The organism is Klebsiella sp. CN_Kp106 (assembly GCF_040064575.1).
GTDB classification, from domain to species: domain Bacteria; phylum Pseudomonadota; class Gammaproteobacteria; order Enterobacterales; family Enterobacteriaceae; genus Klebsiella; species Klebsiella michiganensis.
Map to the genome: position 1 here is coordinate 102875 of NZ_JBEAIG010000046.1, position 19889 is coordinate 122763.

The window sequence follows — 19889 nt, forward strand, 5'->3', positions numbered from 1 at the left end:
TTACGCTTTAGACGGTAATTCTTCGATGGTATGGAAGTGGTTGGTATAAATGCAGATATCACCTGCAATATTCAACGCTTTCTCTGCGATATCGCGTGCGCCCATATCGGTATTTTCCAGCAGGGCGCGAGCCGCGGCCTGGGCGTAAGGACCGCCGGAGCCGATAGCAATCAAATCGTTTTCTGGCTGCACCACGTCACCGTTACCGGTGATGATAAGCGATGCGTTTTCGTCAGCCACGGCCAGCAGCGCTTCCAGCTTGCGCAGCATGCGGTCGGTACGCCAGTCTTTCGCCAGCTCAACGGCGGCCTTCACCAGGTGGCCCTGATGCATTTCCAGCTTACGTTCAAACAGTTCGAACAGCGTGAAGGCGTCAGCGGTGCCGCCCGCAAAGCCGGCGATCACTTTGTCGTTGTACAGGCGGCGCACTTTTTTGACGTTGCCTTTCATTACGGTGTTGCCCAGCGTGGCCTGGCCATCACCGGCAATAACGACATGGCCGTTACGGCGAACACTTACAATTGTAGTCACGAGCAGACCCCTTGGTTGCAAAAGCGGAATAGGGGCCCCGCGGTTACGCGGGGCAGAATGCAATTATAGATGGGGGGGATTTTGAGGGTTTCAACCCCTGGCGGCGAGACGAATGCAGTTTGCGTGTCCGGCCATTTTCAGCCGTTCAATCATATTGCTGGCGTTTTCTTTGCCTTTCAGCGGCCCAATTACCACGCGGTTCCAGCCGTTATTGGTGGTGATGTGCGAGGCGAAGCCTTCAAACGCCAGCTGCGCGCGCACGGTTTCCGCCTGCTCAGCGCCTTTGAAGGAGCCGCACTGGATCATCCAGCTGCGATCGTCTTTTTTCTCCGCGGCGGCGGTTTTTGGCGCCTCTTCAACGCGGGTTACCGGCGCGGCGGCCTGGGTTTTAGGCTGCGCGGTACTGGTATGCGCCGGCGTTTGCAGCAGATCCTGATACGGCTGCTGGTTCGACGCCGTTTGCTTCGGCGGCTGCTGCACCGGTTTCGGCTGCTCGACGGCCCGCGGCTGGGTTCGCGGTTGCTGTACCTGCGTCTGTGTCTGCTGCTGCACCTGAGCGAGCTGCTGCTGCTGAACTAAACGCTGACGCTGCAGGGTCTGCTGGCGCTGCGCCGGGGTTTGTTCATTCCACGGCACTTCGGTCAGCTGCGTAGGCTGCTGACGCATATCGGCCTGCATTTGCGCCAACAGCTGGCGCTGCTCGTCCGTCAGCTGCTCCGGCTTCATAACTTCGCCGCCTGCCGTGGGTTCCGTAGGCGCACGAACGCCGGGCTGACGGCTCTCCAGCTCTTTAATATAGCGCCAGCGCTCTTCCGGCTTCGGCGGGAGGCCGTTGCCAGCGGCCTGGCGGTTTTGCAGCGCTTCAGCCTCTTCTTTCTTGTGGTGCGTGATGAAGTACAGTCCACCGATAAAGGCCACCAGCACTGCCGCAGCGATCGCCACCATAGTCGGTGAAACCGCCGAAAGGCCGCCTTGCTTGTTCCTTGAGCTTCGGGTATTGCTCTTTTTGCGCCGCGAAGAAGCCGGTTGGCTGCGGCGTACATAATCTCGTTGTGCCACTATCGTTTCGCTGTCTTATTCGTTTTTCAGCCCGCCATGTTACTTAAGCGGCGGGCCTTTGACCAGAAGGGCAGGCCCGAAAGCCTGAAGGTTATGTTCGGATTTTTCGCGTACTACCGCGAACGATAAGCTCGCAGTCGAGTAATCGTGAACCGCTGCTGACGCTGTGACCGTGCAGTTGATCCAATAAAAGCAGCATCGCTTCGCGGCCAATATCAAAACGTGGTTGCGCGACGGTCGTCAATGGCGGATCGCAAAATTCAGACAAAGAGATGTTATCGAAACCAATAATAGACAGATCTTCAGGAACTTTCAGGCCGCGACGTTTCGCCAGCGATAATGCCCCCAGCGCCATAATATCGCTATGGCAGAAAACAGCCGTCGGCGGTACCGGCAGCGCCAGCAGCTGTTCGAGGGCGTTGGCGCCGGCTTCATAGGTAAAATTGCCGCGGGCGATATAGTGCGGATCGACGGTTATCCCGCTACGACGCAGCGCCTGGACATAGCCCTGCAGGCGATAATGGCACAGCGGCATCTCTTCCGGGCCGGCGATACAGCCGATGCGGCGATGCCCCAGCTCGTGCAGATAGTTAACGGCGTTAAAGGCGGCGGTGAGGTTATCGATATGCACCGTCGGCAGCTCAAGCTCGGGAGCGAATTCATTGGCCATGACCATCGGCGGCAGATTGCGCTGCTCCTCTACGCCCGCATCGAAGGGCAAACGGGAGCCAAGCAGCAGCATACCGTCGATCTGCTTGGTAATGATCAGGTCGATAAAGGTCTTTTCCTGACGGTTCTGGTGGGCGCAATCGCCAATCAGCACCAGGTACTCCTGTTCCGCCGCGGTGACTTCAATACCGCGAATGATCTCGCTGAAAAAGGGGTCGCAGATATCCGGCACAATCACCAGAATGGTGCGTGACTCGTTGCGCTTCATATTGCGCCCGAGCGATTGCGGTAAATAGCCGACTTCCAGCGCGGCCTGCTCGACCCGGTTACGGGTGCTCTGCGAAACCTTATCGGGATTCATTAACGCTCGGGATACGGTTGCCGTGGAAACGTTTGCCTTTTGGGCAACGTCTTTCATAGTGGCGGCAACGACCTGTTTTTTGGGCTTCACCTGATTTCTCCTCGCTGACTGGCGCAGACACATCCCTGGCGTTCTGACATCAGCAACATTTTTAACAGATAGTACATCCAGAGAGTTACAGAATTTTCATGAAAAACGTGACGATGGTTGAATTTTTCGATCCGCCTCGCAAGAGAAGCCTTAACCTTCAATAGGATCGACGTCCAGAACCCATTTCACTTTTCGCGCTTCCGGCAGCGTGTTAATCAACGCCAGCGTTCCGCTGACGATATGCTGTAGCTGAACGCGCGACGGATGCTGGAGGAGAATTTGCCAGCGCCAGCGGCCGCCACGCTTTGGCGCCAGCGCCGGAACCGGCCCGAGCACCCACAGTTTCTTATCGGCCAGCGGGCTGGCCTGCAGCAGGTTGCGCAGCTGTTGTAAAAAAAGCGGCGCCTGCTGGTTGTTATGATCCTCGGCGCGAATCAGCACGTGGCTGGTCCACGGCGGCAGCTGCATGCTTTGCCGTTCCGCCAGCGCCTGCTCGGCAAACGCGTCGTATCCTTTATAAAGCAGCGTTTGCAGCAGCGGGTGTTCCGGGTGGTGGGTTTGCAGGATCACCTCGCCCTGTTTGCCCGCCCGGCCTGCGCGGCCTGAAACCTGCGTGTAGAGCTGAGCGAAGCGCTCCGCCGAGCGGAAATCGGCGGAAAACAGCGCGCCGTCAACGTCCAGCAGGGAAACCAGGGTGACATCCGGGAAGTGGTGCCCCTTCGCCAGCATTTGGGTGCCGATAAGAATGCGTGCGCCGCCGCGATTGACGTCGGCAAGATATTGCTCAAGCGCGCCTTTGCGGCTGGTGGTATCCCGGTCGATACGGGAAATCGGGATATCGGGAAACAGCGGTCCCAGCGCCTGCTCAAGCTGTTCGGTCCCCAAACCTACCGGTACCAGATGCGTTGAGCCGCAGGAGGGGCACTGGCGCGGAATCGGGCGCTGGCTGTCGCAGTGGTGGCAGCGCAGATGATGCTGAGCCTGGTGCAGCGTGTAGTAGCTGTCGCAGCGCGGACACTCCGCTATCCAGCCGCAGTCGTGGCACAGCAGCGCCGGCGCGAAGCCGCGGCGGTTCAAAAACAGAATCACCTGGTTATCGGCCTGCAGATGCTGGCGCATGCGGCCAATGAGCGCCGGAGACAGTCCGGCCTGCAGCTGCTGGCCCTTTAAATCCAGAACGTGCTGCTGAGCCGGGCGCGCATTGCCCGCTCGTTTGGTGAGCTTCAGCTGGCGATACTTGCCCTGGCGGACGTTATGAAGCGTCTCCAGCGCCGGGGTCGCCGAGCCGAGGATAATCGGAATCTGTTCGCTGTGGGCGCGCCAGACCGCCAGATCGCGGGCGTGATAGCGCCAGCCTTCCTGCTGTTTGTAAGAGCTGTCGTGCTCTTCATCGATGACGATGACCCCGAGGTCTTTAAAAGGGGTAAATAGCGACGAGCGGGTACCGATCACAATCGCCGCTTCGCCGTTTTTGGCTTTTAGCCACGCGGAGAGGCGTTCGCTGTCGTTCAGTCCGGAGTGCAGCACTTCCACCGGAGCGCTAAAGCGGTGGCGGAAACGGGCGATAGTCTGCGGCGTCAGGCCGATCTCCGGTACCATCACCAGCGCCTGGCGCCCCTGCGCCAGTACGTTTTCAAGGACGCTCAGATACACTTCCGTTTTGCCCGAACCGGTGATCCCGGCCAGCAGCCAGGCGGAAAAGCTGTCCGAGGCGCTGTGAATCGCGCCCACGGCGGTGGCCTGTTCGGTGTTAAGACGCAGGCGCTCGCCGGGTACCGAGAAGCTCGTGCGCCAGTCGGCGATCGCGGGCGCTTCGCTGGCCAGTTCCGCCAGGCCTTTACCCCTCAGCGCCTGCAGGGCGGCGTCGTTAAATTCCAGTTCGGCGACCTGATGGCGCCAGATCTTCCCCTGACGCAGCGCCGCCAGCGCCTGCTGCTGTTTCGGTGAGCGCTTAAGGCTGTTGATATCAACCGCTTGCCCCTGTTCGGTGGCAAACCAGTACCACATTGGCGCCGCGCTGGCGGGTTTCCCCTGGCGCAGCACGATCGGTAGCGCGTGAAACAGCACATCGCCGATGGGATGATGGTAGTAGTCCGCCGCCCACAGCAGCAGCCGCCAGACCGAAGCGGAGAAGACCGGCTCGGCATCAAGAACTTCGGCCACCGGCTTAAGTTCGTCGAGCGGCAGTTCGCTGCGCTCACTGACCGCCGTTACGATACCTATCCGCTCCTGTTTGCCGAACGGGACGCGCACGCGACAGCCCGCTTTGACCGGCATACCTTCAGGCAGCAAATAGTCAAAAGTGCGGGGCAGCGGAACGGGCAGGGCAACGTGAGCGACGGGCATTTAATCTTCCTGACTTGAAATCTGGCGGGTTAGTATACACATTGTGATAAGGGCTCGCGGATCAGTTTGCATATGCTGGTCAAATTCTGTATGATTCGCCGCCTTTGATGCGCTTTGTGCGACATCAAAATCTATTACCCGGGAATTTCGCTTCGCGCAATCGCACCGGGAAATTATTAACATCGCGTGGTGTCTGGCGTTAGGGCTGGAAGAGCGACGCGGCCTTAACTGAGGTTCTCCCATGAAAAAAGATATTCATCCGAAATACGAAGAAGTTACTGCTTCCTGCTCTTGCGGTAACGTCATGAAAATCCGTTCTACCGTAGGTCACGACCTGAACCTCGACGTGTGCGGTAAATGCCACCCGTTCTACACTGGCAAACAGCGTGATGTTGCTACCGGTGGCCGTGTTGACCGCTTCAACAAGCGCTTCAGCGTACCGGGTACCAGCAAGTAATTTGCTGAAGAAGCCGCCTCAGGGCGGCTTTTTTGTTTCTCTTGCGCTAAACGCGAGAAAAAAGGGCAGAAGATTTCTTCTGCCCTTTTTTATGGTTTTAGTATTCCCACGTATCCGGGTCGATGCCCAGTTCGCGCATAATCTCTTTCGCCGCTTCCGGGATTTCATCGCTGCGCTCTTTACGCAGGTCTTCATCGTTAGGCAACGGTTGACCGGTAAAGGCATGCAGGAACGCTTCGCACAGCAGTTCGCTGTTAGTCGCGTGCCGCAGGTTATTCACCTGACGACGCGTGCGTTCATCGGTGAGGATTTTTAACACCTTCAGAGGAATGGAAACCGTAATTTTTTTTACTTGCTCACTCTTCTTACCGTGCTCAGCGTATGGGCTGATATATTCGCCGCTCCATTCAGCCATGAGTTACCTTTAATCCTCTATTCATTAGTTAAGGGCCTGAACGCGAGTCCTGGCCATAATTGCGCGTAGTTTACCGTAGAGGGGCGCGTCTGGCACCAAACAAGCCGCTACGGATGTGCGCTAATGCATATAATTTTAACGGCTATTTCCAGTTTGCTCAATCTATACGCAAAGAAGTTTAGATGTCCAGATGTATTGACGTCTATTATAACAATGATTACTCTGGAGCCTGACTTTTCACCGACTCAGCCCAGGAACTCCCCAACATGACGCGTAAACAGGCCACCATCGCAGTGCGTAGCGGTTTAAATGACGACGAGCAGTACGGTTGCGTTGTCCCGCCCATTCATCTCTCCAGCACCTATAATTTCACCGGATTTAACGAACCTCGCGCCCACGACTACTCTCGTCGCGGTAACCCGACCCGTGATGTGGTGCAGCGTGCGCTGGCGGAGCTGGAGGGCGGCGCGGGGGCGGTCCTGACCAATACCGGCATGTCGGCCATTTTGCTGGTCACCACCGTATTTCTGAAACCGGGCGATCTGCTGGTGGCGCCGCACGACTGCTACGGCGGCAGCTACCGCCTGTTTGACAGCCTGGCGAAGCGCGGCTGCTATCGCGTGCTGTTTGTCGATCAAAACGACGAGCAGGCGCTGAGCGCCGCGCTGGCGGAAAAACCGAAGCTGGTTCTGGTCGAAAGCCCAAGTAATCCATTGCTGAGAGTTGTGGATATTGCGAAAATCTGCGGTCTGGCGCGTGAGGCCGGAGCGGTCAGCGTGGTTGATAACACCTTCCTGAGCCCGGCTTTGCAGAATCCGCTGGCGCTGGGCGCCGATCTGGTGTTGCATTCGTGCACTAAATATTTGAACGGCCACTCTGACGTCGTGGCCGGGGTGGTGATCGCTAAAGATCCGGCGACCGTCACCGAACTGGCATGGTGGGCGAATAATATCGGCGTCACCGGCGGAGCGTTTGATAGCTATCTGCTGCTGCGCGGCTTACGTACGCTCTCTCCGCGTATGGAAGTGGCGCAGCGTAACGCGCTGGCGATTGTCGACTATCTGAAATCCCAGCCGCTGGTGAAAAAACTGTACCATCCGTCCCTGCCGGAAAACCAGGGGCATGAGATTGCGGCGCGTCAGCAAAAAGGTTTTGGGGCGATGTTAAGCTTCGAACTGGATGGCGATGAGCAGACGCTGCGTCGTTTCCTGAGCGGGTTATCGCTGTTTACGCTGGCGGAATCGCTGGGCGGCGTGGAAAGTCTGATTTCCCACGCAGCGACGATGACCCATGCGGGCATGGCGCCTGAAGCGCGTGCGGCCGCCGGGATCTCAGAAACGCTTCTGCGTATTTCGACCGGTATTGAAGATGGTGAAGATTTAATTGCCGACCTGGAAAATGGCTTCCGGGCAGCAAACGAGGAATAAACATGAGTGTGATTGCGCAGGCAGGGGCGAAGGGTCGTCAGCTGCACAAATTTGGTGGGAGTAGTTTAGCGGATGCGAAATGTTACCTGCGCGTCGCGGGTATTATGACGGAGTATTCGCAGGCGGGCGACATGATGGTCGTCTCTGCCGCCGGCAGTACCACCAACCAGTTGATCAGCTGGCTGAAGCTCAGCCAGACCGATCGCCTTTCTGCGCATCAGGTGCAACAATCGCTCCGTCGTTATCAGATGGAGCTCATCTCCGGACTGCTGTCACCAGACGCTGCCGACACGCTGATTGCCATCTTTATTCAGGATCTTGAGCGCCTTGCCGGGCTGCTTGACGGCGGCGTCACCGACGCGGTATACGCCGAAGTCGTCGGTCACGGCGAAGTCTGGTCGGCCCGCCTGATGGCGGCGGTGCTGAACCATCTTGGCGTAGAAGCCGCCTGGCTGGATGCGCGTAGCTTCCTGCGCGCCGAGCGCTCCGCGCAGCCGCAGGTGGATGAAGGCTTATCCTATCCGCTTTTGCAGCAGCTGATAGCGCAGCACCCGAACAAGCGGCTGGTGGTGACCGGCTTTATTTCGCGTAACAACGCCGGGGAAACCGTCCTGCTGGGACGTAACGGTTCCGACTATTCCGCCACCCAAATCGGCGCCCTGGCCGGGGCGTCTCGCGTCACTATCTGGAGCGACGTGGCCGGGGTCTACAGCGCGGATCCGCGTAAAGTGAAAGACGCCTGCCTGCTGCCGCTGCTGCGCCTGGATGAGGCCAGCGAACTGGCCCGCCTGGCGGCGCCGGTGCTGCATGCCCGTACGCTGCAGCCGGTCTCCGGCAGCGATATCGATTTACAATTACGCTGTAGCTACACCCCGGATCAGGGCTCAACGCGCATCGAACGCGTGCTGGCTTCCGGTACCGGGGCGCGTATCGTGACCAGCCATGATGATGTCTGCCTGATTGAGTTCCAGGTACCCGGCGGCCAGGATTTCAAACTGGCGCATAAGGAGCTGGACGCTATTTTAAAACGCGCCCAGCTGCGTCCGCTGGCGGTTGGCGTACACGCCGACCGTAAGCTGCTGCAGTTCTGCTATACCTCTGAAGTGGCCGACAGCGCGCTGAAGCTGCTGGACGAAGCGGGGCTGCCGGGCGAGCTGCGCCTGCGTCAGAAACTGGCGCTGGTGGCGATGGTTGGCGCTGGCGTGACCCGCAATCCGCTGCACTGCCACCGTTTCTGGCAGCAGCTGAAGGGCCAGCCGGTAGAGTTTACCTGGCAATCAGAAGAGGGCATCAGCCTGGTCGCGGTGCTGCGCGCCGGGCCGACGGAAAGCCTTATTCAGGGGCTGCATCAGTCGTTGTTCCGCGCGGAAAAACGCATTGGCCTGGTGCTGTTTGGCAAAGGTAATATCGGGTCCCGCTGGCTGGAGCTGTTCGCTCGTGAGCAGACCACGCTTTCCGCCCGCACCGGGTTTGAATTCATCCTTGCCGGGGTCGTGGATAGTCGCCGTAGCCTGCTTAATTACGAAGGCCTTGATGCCAGTCGCGCGCTGGCTTTCTTTAATGATGAGGCGGTTGAGCAGGATGAAGAGTCGCTGTTCCTGTGGATGCGCGCGCATCCGTACGATGATTTAGTGGTGCTGGACGTAACCGCCAGCGCGCAGCTGGCCGACCAGTACCTCGATTTCGCCAGCCATGGTTTCCACGTTATCAGCGCGAATAAGCTGGCTGGCGCCAGCAGCAGCAGTAAGTATCGCCAGATCCACGACGCGTTCGAGAAGACCGGGCGCCACTGGCTGTACAACGCCACCGTCGGCGCCGGTTTACCGGTCAACCATACGGTGCGCGATTTAATTGATAGCGGCGATACCATTCTGGCGCTGAGCGGTATTTTCTCCGGCACCCTCTCATGGCTGTTCCTGCAGTTTGACGGCACCGTGCCGTTTACAGACCTCGTCGATCAGGCCTGGCAGCAGGGGCTGACGGAACCGGACCCGCGCGTCGATCTCTCCGGGAAAGACGTCATGCGCAAGCTGGTGATCCTGGCTCGTGAGGCGGGTTACAACATCGAGCCGGATCAGGTGCGCGTTGAGTCGCTGGTGCCCGCCCACTGCGAAGAGGGGTCGGTCGATCACTTCTTCGAGAACGGCGAAGCGCTGAACGAGCAGATGCTGCAGCGTCTGGAAGCGGCGCGCGAAATGGGTCTGGTGCTGCGCTACGTCGCGCGCTTTGACGCTAACGGTAAAGCCCGCGTCGGCGTTGAAGCGGTGCGCGAAGAGCATCCGCTGGCGGCGCTGCTGCCGTGTGATAACGTCTTTGCTATCGAGAGCCGCTGGTATCGCGATAACCCGCTGGTGATCCGCGGTCCGGGCGCTGGTCGTGATGTGACCGCCGGGGCGATTCAGTCGGATATCAACCGTCTGGCGCAGCTGCTGTAGCCATAAATTAAAGACCAGGCAACGCCTGGTCTTTTCACCTTAGTGCGCCGCGAAGACTTCTTTGGCGGCAAACAGGCCATTCAGGGCCGCCGGGAATCCGGCATAGACCGCCATCTGCATGATCACTTCCGTAATCTCTTCCTGCGTCAGCCCGACATTTAACCCGGCGGCAATATGCACTTTTAGCTGCGGCGCGGCGTTACCGAGCGCCGTGAGCGCGGCGATAGTGGCAATTTCACGGCTGCGTAAATCGAGTCCTGGCCTGGCGTAAATATCGCCGAAGGGGAACTCAATCAGATAGCGGGCAAAATCGGGGGCGATATCCTTCAGGCTGTTGACGACGGCGTCGCCGCCTTTGCCGTCCACGCGCTGTAGCATTTCTCGTCCGATGGTATAACGTTCGCTGGTCATGGCTTTTCCTCAGTGTGATGATGCGTAATGAGGAAGGTTAGGGAAGTTTTCCTGACTTGAGTAATACCCTTTTCGTGATACCTTTTCAGTATGACAAATTCACGTTTACACACTCTGGATATTCGCCTGCTGCGCTACTTTGCGGTGGTGGCGGAGGAAAATAACATCAGCCGGGCCGCGCAGCGGCTATTTATTTCGCAGCCGCCGCTGAGCCGTCATATTCGCCATCTGGAAACGCAGCTGGGGGTAACGCTATTCTTGCGGCATACCAAAGGTCTGATCCTTACCGACGAGGGAAGACGGGTGCTGGATATCATTCGGCCTCTGCTGGCGCTTCAGGATCGCACCCTGGCGGCGTTGAGCCAGCTCTCTGCGCCCGCGCAGCAGCCTCTGCGTCTGGGGTTGACCACCGCCTTTGAGCAAGGCGTTTTCGCCGCCGCGGAATCCGCTCTGGGTGAGTACACCGGCGCGTTGCACATCACTCGTCAGTCATCACCGGCATTGGCCCAACTGGTGCGAAAGGGCAAGCTGGATGCGGCGCTGGTGGCGCTGCCGCTGAATACCGAGGGGCTTCACCTGCATCCGTTGCCGTATGGCGAGCCGCTTATCGCGGCGCTACCCGCATCCTGGCCGGAGGCCGCCAGGGCGGAGCTGACGTTAAGCGCACTCAATCATCGGCCGCTGTTCTGGTTTAAACGCGAGCGTAATCCCGATTTTTTTGACTATACGCGACGTATTTTTGACCGGGCAGGCTATGTGCCCACCTACGTGGAGGAGCCTGCCGAGCATGATGTTCTGCTGGCGCGGATTGCGCGCGGAGAAGGTCTGATCCTCCTGCCGGCCTCTTTTTCCGCGATTCAGCGGCAGGGGGTCGTCTTTTGTCCTTTGCAGGATGCCAGCCAGCAGCTTCCGCTTAGGCTGGGAATGGTGACGCTGCCCGCAAATGAGAGGGTCCGGGAAAGGGTAACAGCAGTCGTTGAAAAATCATTGCCTTAGCGAAAAAGAGATGAATTAATTTCATCCTGGCTGAATATTCCTCACTGTTTACGCTGATTTTTCTATTGACGCGGATGCCCTTTTCCGTCATTTTTACATCTGGACGTCTAAACGTATAGAAGTTCGCGACACAACAAACAATAAAATGCGATTGATGAGGTAAGGTATGAGCTTTTTTCACGCCAATCAGCGGGAAGCCCTGAATCAGAGCCTGGCGGAAGTGCAGGGCCAGATTAACGTCTCCTTTGAATTCTTTCCGCCGCGCACCAGTGAAATGGAGCAAACCCTCTGGAAATCCATCGATCGCCTGAGCAGCCTGAAGCCGAAGTTTGTCTCCGTGACCTACGGCGCTAACTCCGGTGAACGTGACCGCACCCATAGCATTATCAAAGGTATTAAAGAGCGTACCGGTCTGGAAGCCGCACCGCATCTTACCTGTATCGATGCCAGCCGCGATGAGCTGCGTACCATTGCTAAAGATTACTGGGATAGCGGGATTCGTCATATCGTTGCGCTGCGTGGCGACCTGCCGCCTGGCAGCGGTAAGCCGGATATGTACGCGGCCGACCTGGTGACTCTGCTGAAAGAGGTCGGGGACTTTGATATTTCCGTTGCGGCTTATCCGGAAGTCCATCCGGAAGCCAAAAGCGCGCAGGCCGATCTGCTTAACCTGAAGCGCAAGGTCGAAGCCGGAGCAAATCGCGCGATTACCCAGTTTTTCTTTGATGTTGAAAGCTACCTGCGTTTTCGCGACCGCTGCGTCTCTGCGGGTATCGACGTCGAAATTATTCCGGGCATTCTGCCGGTCTCTAACTTCAGGCAGGCGAAAAAATTTGCCGATATGACCAACGTGCGTATCCCGACGTGGATGGCGAAAATGTTCGAAGGTCTGGACAATGACGCCGAAACCCGCCAGCTGGTGGGGGCGAACATCGCCATGGATATGGTGAAGATTCTCAGCCGCGAAGGGGTGAAGGATTTCCATTTCTATACCCTGAACCGCGCGGAAATGAGCTACGCGATTTGCCACACTTTAGGCGTGCGCCCGGCGTAAGCAGGCTTCATATTTCCCCGTCCTTCTCTTCTCTCTGCGGCGTCAAAACATCTTCGGCGCCGCTTGTTCTGGTTATTTCCTTAACACATCTTTACGGGCGGTAGAACGGGGTGCCTGTGCCATCAGAGGTGACTATCCGCCAGCAGCAGCGGTACGTTTTGCGTTTGCATCAGAGAGAGGATATCGGGGGAGAGGCCGGTCTGGCTGATAACGAGGTCAAGGTCTGCCAGGCGGGCATGGCCTGCAAGGAACGTTTGACCAAATTTACTGCTGTCCGCCAGCAGGATTTTTTGCCGCCCGGCGCGCATCAGCGCTTGTTTGACGTGGGCATCGGTCATTTCAGGAACCGTCAGCTCTCCAAGATCGTTGACGCCCTGAGTGCTGAGGAAGACTTTGTCGGCGTGGATATGACGAAAGAAGTCGGCGGTACTGAAAGAGACCATTCCCTGGCTGGCGTCTTCATATTCACCGGGCGCGACGATCAACTTGATATTTTTTCTTCCTTTCAGGAGATTAACCACCGGAATGGAGTTGGTTATCACCATGATTTTCTTATCGAAAATAAAATGAGCGAGCGCCAGCGGCGTGGTGCCGCAGTCGATAATAATCGTGTCGCCATCTTCAACCTGCTCGGCGGCTTTCTGGCCAATCAGGTGCTTATCGTCGGCCATTTGTATCGATTGCAGCTGAAAGCCGGGCTCGACGCTGGCACCGCGGGTTAAGTAGGCTCCACCGTAGGTTGTTTTTACAATACCTTGTTTTTCAAAGAAAGAGAGATCGCGACGGATGGTCATTTTGGTGACGCCGAACTTTTCGGCGAGGTCATTGACGACGACTTTTTTGTCCTGTTGCAAAATGGCGTAAATGCTCATTCTTCGATTTGATGACTGCATATCTACGATTCACCCAAAGGAAAATCGCACTATAAAATACATCGTTTTGGCGGGCAATGGCGGGCGAAAAGAACATACCCGCCTGCTGGCGGGTATGTCGCGAGGGTTTATTCCCACTCTTGCAGGAAGCGTTGACCGTACTGGTCGGCCACCAGAAGCGCGGCATAGACCTGATCCGGCGTCGCGCCGCCGGGCATATTGTGGATGGTTTCACCTTCCGCGCAGGCGGCTTCCGCCACGGTACGCATTTTGCCCGGGATATCGACTTTAATATCCAGCTGCGCCAGGGTGATAGGCAGCCCGACGCTATGGCACAGCGCCGCTACGGTTTCGATCTCTTCCACCGGCGCGTTTTCCAGCACCAGCTGCGTAAGCGTACCGAAAGCCACTTTTTCACCATGATAGTAGTGGTGAGCGTCCGGAATAGCGGTCAGACCGTTATGGATAGCGTGCGCAGCTGCCAGGCCGCCGCTTTCAAAGCCGACGCCGCTCAGGTAGGTGTTGGCTTCAATCACCCGTTCCAGCGCCGGCGTCACCACGTGCTGCTCCGCCGCCAGCATCGCTTTTTCGCCCTCTTCAACCAGCGTGTTGTAGCACAGTTCAGCCAGCGCCAGCGCCGCCTGGGTGCATTTTCCGCCCGCCATGGTGGTCGCGCCGCTGCGTGAGCAGGCACGCGCTTCAAACCAGGTCGCCAGCGCATCACCGATACCGGCTGCCAGCAGGCGCGCCGGGGCGCCTGCAACGATTTGCGTATCGACAATGACCATGTTCGGGTTGCGCGGCAGCATCAGGTAGCTATCAAACTCGCCGTCATCGGTATAGATGACCGAGAGCGCGCTGCACGGCGCGTCGGTGGAGGCAATCGTCGGAGCAATAACCACCGGCAGATTCATAAAATGTGCTAATGCTTTTGCGGTATCCAGCGTCTTGCCGCCGCCGATACCCAGCACGGCGGTGCAGCGGGCGGAACCGGCAATATCACGCAAGCGGTTGATTTCGTTATGTGAGCATTCGCCGCCAAACGGTGCGATTTCTCCAGCCAGGCCCGCATCCGCCAGGCTTTTACGCAGTTTTTCTTCGGCAAAACCGAGTACGAATTTATCGCCCACGATGAGCCAGCGTTCTGCCAGTGGCTTGAGGTATCCACCAAGGCGGGTAATGACGTCCGCGCCCTGAATGTACTTACCGGGTGATTGAATAATGCGATCCATTTCTATTCCTCCTGGATGACCGTGATGCCACCCCCCTGGGCAGCTCGCCGATCGGGTTACAGGTTTAGCGTTCCAAAAGCGTTATTCCAGTCCTGCTCAAACTTCTCAATAGCTGACTCTACCGCAGGGGTACCGAGCATTTGTTGCGCTACATCTAACGGAAGGGTGATCGCTTCGCAGCCTGCTAACAGGCAATCCAGCGCCTGGCGCGGCGTCTTAAAGCTGGCGGCCAGCACTTTGCTTTCCGGCGCATGCAGCTCCAGCAGGGACTGCAGCTCCTGGACCATGCGGATGCCGTCACCGCCCTGGGCGTCGACGCGGTTGACGTACGGCGCCACATATTTTGCCCCGGCCAGCGCGGCCAGCAGGCCCTGAGATGCGCTATATACCGCCGTACCCAGCGTGGGGATACCTTCTTTTTTCAACAGTTTGATAGCGGCAAGGCCTTCGGCGGTGACCGGGATTTTTACCACGATACCGGGGACGGCGTTACTCAGGCGTTTGGCTTCTTCCACCATGCCCTGCGCGTCGCGGCTCATGGTCTGGGCGAACAGAATACCTTCCGGACCGACGGCTTTTTGCAGGCGCGGAAGAACATCCCAAACCGGCGTTTTACCGGCTGCGATAATGCTCGGGTTGGTGGTCACGCCGGCCAGCGGGTAGATGCGCGCCAGGCGTTCAACTTCTGCTACGTTTGCGGTGTCCAGATAGAGTTCCATGATGCTTTCCTCAATGCTTAATTCGGTAGTGTCGTTGAGGAAAGAATACGGCTTTCACGCGGAGGGTCGCCAGATGACAAATTTGCCAAAAACTGGATAAATGTACGCATTGCGGTTAAGGATGATTTAGATCACATTTATCCCGCCACCCGGATTAAAATGGGAAAATAAGAACGCACAAAAGTCAGGTTTAACACACAAAAATCTAGTTTTTTAGCGAAGCCGTTTTTTCCGTCAGCTGGCTGTGATACTGACGGCGATACTCCGACGGCGAGCGCTCGGTGTTTTTGCGAAACAGGCGGCAGAAGTAGTTGCTGTCGGCGAAACCACAGGCGTGGGCGATATCTTTCACTTTCATATCGTGGCCTTTTAGCAGCATTCTGGCCTGCTCCAGACGGATGTGATTCAGGTATTCGTTAAAGCCCATTGGCCCGCATTTCTGGAACAGATGGGAAAGATAGTTTGGTGAGAGATAAAACGCCTGCGCCACCGACTCGCGGGTTAACGGGTCGGCAAAATGGGCATCAATATGTTTACGAATCGCTTCAAAAAGCGCCTGGCTGCGCGATGACGTTTGTACCTGGCTGCCCAGCAGATCGGCACAGTGGCTGAGCAGGCTGGTGACAATACAGCGGGCCGTATGCTGTTCCTGCGGCTGCATCTGCATTTCATTCAGCGCCTGCAGCAGAAACGATCCAACCCGGGGGCCGCGGCGAGGAACCTGCTGTTTATCCAGCACGTTAAGCGCGCTGCCGTCCCAGTGGCGTAGAACGAATTCCAGCTGCTGCTTACCAAATAAGACAGTTAACAGCGTGGAGGGCATCAGCCACTGCGGGTCATTCCATCCGCCTGCGGGGACGTACAGCACATCGTGCGGCGTCAGCTGCGCCTGGTCGGCCTTAATCGCCGGATCGCGAAGCTGCCCCGCAAGCATGATTTCGAGGCGCGGAAAATCGACGCTTAGCGCTTTCTCAGAAGCCGGTCTGGATTCTGTGGAAAAGTGGACTTTGCCGATTACCGCCGGGCCTTTAATAAAAGAATCAATGGCCTGATTAATGTCGCTATCCATTCTCTCTCCGCGTCGCGCGATCCCGTTTCATCATACCTAACAAACTGGCAGAGGGAAAAGCCGCGCGATTTTTCTGCGAAGAGAGTTGTAAGATTTGATTGATATGTTATATCGTAACATATTATTGCAAACCTAAACTCAGGAGAGAGTGATGACCCGAAAGATTTCCGCGCTTATGCTTGGTGTAAGCCTGGTCCTGGCGAGCAGTCAGGCGGTCGCCCACGGCCACCATAGCCATGGCCCGGCGCTGACCGAAGCGGAGCAGAAGGCGAGTGAAGGCATTTTTGCCGATCAGGACGTAAAGGACAGGGCGCTGAGCGACTGGGAGGGTATCTGGCAGTCGGTTAATCCCTATCTGCTGAACGGCGATTTAGATGCCGTGCTGGAGCAGAAGGCCAAAAAAGCCGGTAAAAGCGTGGCGGAATATCGGGAGTATTATAAGAAGGGCTACGCTACCGATGTGGACCAGATTGGTATCGAAGATAACGTCATGGAGTTTCACGTCGGGAAAACCGTCAACGCCTGCCGGTACGCCTATTCCGGCTACAAAATTCTGACCTACGCATCCGGTAAAAAAGGCGTGCGCTACCTGTTCGAATGCCAGCAGGCGGATTCAAAAGCGCCGAAGTTTGTTCAGTTTAGCGATCACACCATCGCGCCGCGCAAGTCCCAACATTTCCATATCTTTATGGGCAATGAGTCCCAGGAAGCGCTGCTGAAAGAGATGGATAACTGGCCAACCTACTATCCTTATGCCCTGCATAAAGAGCAGATTGTCGACGAAATGCTGCACCACTAATAAAAAAAGCTCCGGTAAATGCAATGCTTACCGGAGCTATGGTTTTTAACCCGGCTCGCGCTACGCTTAGCCGGGCTACAGGTTTCTCAGGGCGAACTAGCCGGTGTTACGCATGCCTGCCGCAACGCCTGCGATGGTGACCATCAGCGCTTGCTCAACGCGCGGGTCCGGTTTTTCACCTTTCTCTTCCGCCAGACGTGAACGATGGAGCAGCTCGGCCTGGAGCACGTTCAGCGGGTCGGTATAGATATTACGTAGCTGGATGGACTCCGCGATCCACGGCAGGTCGGCCATCAGGTGGGAGTCGTTGGCGATTGCCAGTACCACGTTGATATCGGCGGACAGCAGTTCACGCAGCTCTTCGCCCAGCTTCCACAGTTCCGGTTTCACCAGACGCTGATCGTAATATTCCGCCAGCCACAGGTCGGCTTTTGAGTAGACCATCTCCAGCATGCCGAGGCGGGTAGAGAAGAACGGCCAGTCGCGGCACATGCTTTCCAGCTCGCTCTGCTTGCCGCCTTCAACGACTTTTTGCAGCGCGGCGCCGGCGCCCAGCCAGGCTGGCAGCATCAGGCGGTTTTGCGTCCACGCGAAGATCCACGGAATAGCGCGCAGCGACTCGACGCCGCCGGTCGGGCGACGTTTGGCCGGACGCGAGCCCAGCGGCAGTTTGCCCAGCTCCTGCTCCGGCGTCGCGGAACGGAAGTAAGGAACAAAATCTTTATTTTCACGCACGTAGCCGCGATACATCTCGCAGGAGACGTCGGACAGCTCGGCCATGATGTCGCGCCATTGCGCTTTTGGCTCCGGCGGCGGCAGCAGGTTGGCTTCCAGAATCGCGCTGGTGTAGAGCGACAGGCTGCTGATGGTGACTTCCGGCAGGCCGTATTTAAAGCGGATCATCTCGCCCTGTTCGGTAACGCGCAGGCCGCCTTTCAGGCTTCCCGGAGGCTGAGAGAGCAGGGCCGCGTGCGCCGGCGCGCCGCCGCGGCCGATAGAACCGCCGCGACCGTGGAACAGCGTCAGTTCAATGCCGGCTTTTTCACAGGTCTTAATTAACGCGTCCTGCGCCTGATACTGCGCCCAGGAGGCGGCCATCACGCCCGCATCTTTCGCCGAGTCGGAATAGCCGATCATGACCATCTGCTTGCCCTGGATAAAGCCGCGATACCAGTCGATATTCAGCAGCTGGGTCATAACGTCGTCGGCGTTATTCAGGTCGTCCAGCGTTTCGAACAGCGGGGCGACCGGCAGCGCGAAGCCGATGCCGGCCTCTTTCAACAGCAGATGCACGGCCAGGACGTCTGACGGCGTTTTCGCCATCGAAATCACGTAGGCCGCAATAGAGCCGCGCGGCGCTTCGGAGATGACTTTGCACGTCTCGAGCACTTCGCGCGTTTCTTCGCTTGGCTCCCACTGGCGCGGCAGCAGAGGACGCTTGGAGTTCAGTTCGCGGATCAGGAAGGCCTGTTTATCGGCTTCTGACCAGCTTTCATAGTCGCCGATGCCGAGATAGCGGGTCATTTCGCCCAGCGCTTCGGTGTGGCGGGTGCTTTCCTGACGGATATCGATACGCACCAGCGGTACGCCAAAGGCTTTTACGCGGCGCAGGGTATCGAGCAGCTCGCCGTTGGCGATAATGCTCATACCGCAGGCTTGTAGCGACTGGTAACAGGCGTAAAGCGGTTCCCACAGCTGCTCGTTTTGCGTGATAAGGCCCGCCGGTTTGGGCAGTTTCTGTCCTTTCAGGCGCGCTTCCAGCCAGGCCTGGGTCTCCATCAGCTGCGTGCGCAGTTTTTTCATCAGGTAACGATAGGGTTCCTGAGCGCCTTCCGCGCCTGCCAGCTCACGCAGCTCGTCGGTGCACTCAACCATCGACAGCTCGGAAATCAACAGCTGGACATCTTTCAGGAACAGATCGGTTGCCTTCCAGCGGCTGAGCAGCAGGACGTGGCGGGTAATGTCGGCGGTCACGTTCGGGTTGCCGTCGCGGTCGCCGCCCATCCAGGACGTAAAGCGAACCGGAACAAAATCGACCGGCAGCCGATAGTTCAGGTTATCTTCCAGCTGTTCATTCAGCTCGCGCAGGTAGTTCGGTACGCCTTCCCACAGGCTATTTTCGACAACCGCGAAGCCCCATTTGGCTTCATCCACCGGGGTAGGGCGATGCTTGCGGATTTCATCGGTGTGCCACGACTGGGCAATCAGCTGGCGCAGACGGCGCATGACCTGATGACGTTCATAGTCCGCAATGTCGTTGTTATCGAGCTGCTTCAGGCAGCTGTTGATCTCGCCCATCTTGTGGATCAGCGTACGACGCGTGATTTCGGTCGGGTGCGCGGTCAGCACCAGCTCCAGCGACAGGGATTCAACGGCTTGTTTAATAATCGTTTCGTTGAGATTGGGTTGCTCTTTGAGCTTTCTCAGGGTACGGGCAATCACTTCCGGATTACTGGCCGCTTCGCCTTTTGGCGAAATGCTGTGGTATTGCTCAGCGGTATTCGCCAGGTTCAGAAACTGGCTAAAGGCGCGCGCCACCGGCAGCAGCTCGTCGTTGGACAAGTTTTGCAGCGTGGTGAGCAGCTCCTGGCGGTTGGCTTCATTGCCAGCGCGAGAAGATTTGGACAACTTACGGATAGTTTCGACACGATCAAGAATGTTTTCTCCCAGCGCATCCTTGATGGTGTCGCCCAGCACCTTACCGAGCATACTGACATTACTACGCAAAGCGGAATATTGTTCGTTCATGTTACCCCAGACACCCCATCTCATTTTATTTTGTTATATCCGGCGCTCGATAATTTGAGCAGTGGATAAGCAACCGTCTTTTATAAAGCCACGTAAAAACCCCCACGTCAATTGTTGCGAAATCGCTTCAGCAAACGAATAAATGGCGGCAATTTGCGAAATTTAACTCGGAGGTCGCTTGATAAGCGTTGCTTATGAA

The 19889-nt window shown here is 57.3% G+C and carries 17 protein-coding genes; 6 read left to right on the top strand and 11 right to left on the bottom strand.

The window, feature by feature from the left end; genetic code table 11:
• The 4 genes from hslV to priA all read right to left on the bottom strand — a co-directional run bounded on the left by hslV (position 1) and on the right by priA (position 5056).
• Complete coding sequence (gene hslV, locus ABLU96_RS13410) at positions 1–531, bottom strand: ATP-dependent protease subunit HslV (RefSeq protein WP_004107530.1); 531 nt, start codon at positions 529–531, stop codon at positions 1–3.
• 90 nt (positions 532–621) lie between these two features.
• Positions 622–1590, bottom strand: a complete 969-nt coding sequence (gene ftsN / locus ABLU96_RS13415; protein ID WP_071846047.1) for a cell division protein FtsN — start codon at positions 1588–1590, stop codon at positions 622–624.
• A 91-nt stretch (positions 1591–1681) separates the two neighbouring features.
• Entirely contained in the window at positions 1682–2710 is a 1029-nt protein-coding gene (gene cytR, locus ABLU96_RS13420) for a DNA-binding transcriptional regulator CytR (protein ID WP_004856005.1), read from the bottom strand.
• Positions 2711–2860: 150 nt separating this feature from the next.
• Complete coding sequence (priA, locus tag ABLU96_RS13425; RefSeq protein WP_064407361.1) at positions 2861–5056, bottom strand: primosomal protein N'; 2196 nt, start codon at positions 5054–5056, stop codon at positions 2861–2863.
• A 241-nt stretch (positions 5057–5297) separates the two neighbouring features.
• Between priA and rpmE the strand changes: the two genes are divergently transcribed.
• Positions 5298–5513 (top strand): 50S ribosomal protein L31, encoded by a 216-nt coding sequence (rpmE, locus tag ABLU96_RS13430; protein ID WP_004107543.1) that lies wholly within the window; start codon positions 5298–5300, stop codon positions 5511–5513.
• A 97-nt stretch (positions 5514–5610) separates the two neighbouring features.
• Here the strand turns inward: rpmE and metJ are convergent, their stop codons facing one another.
• Complete coding sequence (metJ, locus tag ABLU96_RS13435; protein ID WP_004107547.1) at positions 5611–5928, bottom strand: met regulon transcriptional regulator MetJ; 318 nt, start codon at positions 5926–5928, stop codon at positions 5611–5613.
• A gap of 266 nt (positions 5929–6194) precedes the next feature.
• Between metJ and metB the strand changes: the two genes are divergently transcribed.
• Together metB and ABLU96_RS13445 are read left to right on the top strand one after the other, a co-directional pair.
• Positions 6195–7355, top strand: coding sequence for a cystathionine gamma-synthase (metB, locus tag ABLU96_RS13440; RefSeq protein WP_014227429.1), 1161 nt, complete (start codon positions 6195–6197; stop codon positions 7353–7355).
• Positions 7356–7357: 2 nt separating this feature from the next.
• Complete coding sequence (locus ABLU96_RS13445; protein ID WP_014227430.1) at positions 7358–9790, top strand: bifunctional aspartate kinase/homoserine dehydrogenase II; 2433 nt, start codon at positions 7358–7360, stop codon at positions 9788–9790.
• Between the two features lie 39 nt (positions 9791–9829).
• Here ABLU96_RS13445 and ABLU96_RS13450 read toward each other — a convergent pair whose 3' ends face one another.
• On the bottom strand, positions 9830–10201 hold the full coding sequence (locus tag ABLU96_RS13450; protein WP_004856015.1) for a carboxymuconolactone decarboxylase family protein: 372 nt from the start codon (positions 10199–10201) through the stop codon (positions 9830–9832).
• Between the two features lie 90 nt (positions 10202–10291).
• On the opposite strand from ABLU96_RS13450, the gene ABLU96_RS13455 reads away from it, so the two are divergent.
• The gene (locus ABLU96_RS13455) at positions 10292–11197 is read left to right on the top strand and encodes a LysR family transcriptional regulator (RefSeq protein ID WP_049079003.1); all 906 of its coding nucleotides are present in this window, start codon (positions 10292–10294) and stop codon (positions 11195–11197) included.
• Positions 11198–11363: 166 nt separating this feature from the next.
• Entirely contained in the window at positions 11364–12251 is an 888-nt protein-coding gene (metF, locus tag ABLU96_RS13460) for a methylenetetrahydrofolate reductase (RefSeq protein WP_004856019.1), read from the top strand.
• A 122-nt stretch (positions 12252–12373) separates the two neighbouring features.
• Here metF and ABLU96_RS13465 read toward each other — a convergent pair whose 3' ends face one another.
• The 4 genes from ABLU96_RS13465 to ABLU96_RS13480 all read right to left on the bottom strand — a co-directional run bounded on the left by ABLU96_RS13465 (position 12374) and on the right by ABLU96_RS13480 (position 16143).
• The gene (locus ABLU96_RS13465) at positions 12374–13123 is read right to left on the bottom strand and encodes a DeoR/GlpR family DNA-binding transcription regulator (RefSeq protein WP_014227432.1); all 750 of its coding nucleotides are present in this window, start codon (positions 13121–13123) and stop codon (positions 12374–12376) included.
• A 128-nt stretch (positions 13124–13251) separates the two neighbouring features.
• Positions 13252–14355, bottom strand: coding sequence for a glycerol dehydrogenase (locus ABLU96_RS13470; protein ID WP_014227433.1), 1104 nt, complete (start codon positions 14353–14355; stop codon positions 13252–13254).
• A gap of 56 nt (positions 14356–14411) precedes the next feature.
• Complete coding sequence (fsa, locus tag ABLU96_RS13475; protein WP_004107558.1) at positions 14412–15074, bottom strand: fructose-6-phosphate aldolase; 663 nt, start codon at positions 15072–15074, stop codon at positions 14412–14414.
• A 205-nt stretch (positions 15075–15279) separates the two neighbouring features.
• Positions 15280–16143, bottom strand: coding sequence for an AraC family transcriptional regulator (locus tag ABLU96_RS13480; RefSeq protein ID WP_025106568.1), 864 nt, complete (start codon positions 16141–16143; stop codon positions 15280–15282).
• Between the two features lie 151 nt (positions 16144–16294).
• Between ABLU96_RS13480 and zinT the strand changes: the two genes are divergently transcribed.
• Positions 16295–16942 carry a metal-binding protein ZinT gene (zinT, locus tag ABLU96_RS13485; protein ID WP_025106569.1) on the top strand — a complete coding sequence of 216 codons (648 nt, stop codon included), beginning with the start codon at positions 16295–16297 and terminating at the stop codon, positions 16940–16942.
• A 96-nt stretch (positions 16943–17038) separates the two neighbouring features.
• On the opposite strand, the gene ppc is transcribed toward zinT, so the two are convergent.
• Complete coding sequence (gene ppc, locus ABLU96_RS13490) at positions 17039–19690, bottom strand: phosphoenolpyruvate carboxylase (RefSeq protein ID WP_032747324.1); 2652 nt, start codon at positions 19688–19690, stop codon at positions 17039–17041.
• Between the last annotated feature and the right edge of the window lie 199 nt (positions 19691–19889).

What these genes read in the sequence shown, in the direction of transcription:
- priA (WP_064407361.1), bottom strand. Translation starts at nt 5,056, where the DNA reads ATGCCCGTCGCTCACGTTGCCCTGCCCGTTCCGCTGCCCCGCACTTTT.
- rpmE (WP_004107543.1), top strand. Translation starts at nt 5,298, where the DNA reads ATGAAAAAAGATATTCATCCGAAATACGAAGAAGTTACTGCTTCCTGC.
- metJ (WP_004107547.1), bottom strand. Translation starts at nt 5,928, where the DNA reads ATGGCTGAATGGAGCGGCGAATATATCAGCCCATACGCTGAGCACGGT.
- metB (WP_014227429.1), top strand. Translation starts at nt 6,195, where the DNA reads ATGACGCGTAAACAGGCCACCATCGCAGTGCGTAGCGGTTTAAATGAC.
- ABLU96_RS13445 (WP_014227430.1), top strand. Translation starts at nt 7,358, where the DNA reads ATGAGTGTGATTGCGCAGGCAGGGGCGAAGGGTCGTCAGCTGCACAAA.
- ABLU96_RS13450 (WP_004856015.1), bottom strand. Translation starts at nt 10,201, where the DNA reads ATGACCAGCGAACGTTATACCATCGGACGAGAAATGCTACAGCGCGTG.
- ABLU96_RS13455 (WP_049079003.1), top strand. Translation starts at nt 10,292, where the DNA reads ATGACAAATTCACGTTTACACACTCTGGATATTCGCCTGCTGCGCTAC.
- metF (WP_004856019.1), top strand. Translation starts at nt 11,364, where the DNA reads ATGAGCTTTTTTCACGCCAATCAGCGGGAAGCCCTGAATCAGAGCCTG.
- ABLU96_RS13465 (WP_014227432.1), bottom strand. Translation starts at nt 13,123, where the DNA reads ATGAGCATTTACGCCATTTTGCAACAGGACAAAAAAGTCGTCGTCAAT.
- ABLU96_RS13470 (WP_014227433.1), bottom strand. Translation starts at nt 14,355, where the DNA reads ATGGATCGCATTATTCAATCACCCGGTAAGTACATTCAGGGCGCGGAC.
- fsa (WP_004107558.1), bottom strand. Translation starts at nt 15,074, where the DNA reads ATGGAACTCTATCTGGACACCGCAAACGTAGCAGAAGTTGAACGCCTG.
- ABLU96_RS13480 (WP_025106568.1), bottom strand. Translation starts at nt 16,143, where the DNA reads ATGGATAGCGACATTAATCAGGCCATTGATTCTTTTATTAAAGGCCCG.
- zinT (WP_025106569.1), top strand. Translation starts at nt 16,295, where the DNA reads ATGACCCGAAAGATTTCCGCGCTTATGCTTGGTGTAAGCCTGGTCCTG.
- ppc (WP_032747324.1), bottom strand. Translation starts at nt 19,690, where the DNA reads ATGAACGAACAATATTCCGCTTTGCGTAGTAATGTCAGTATGCTCGGT.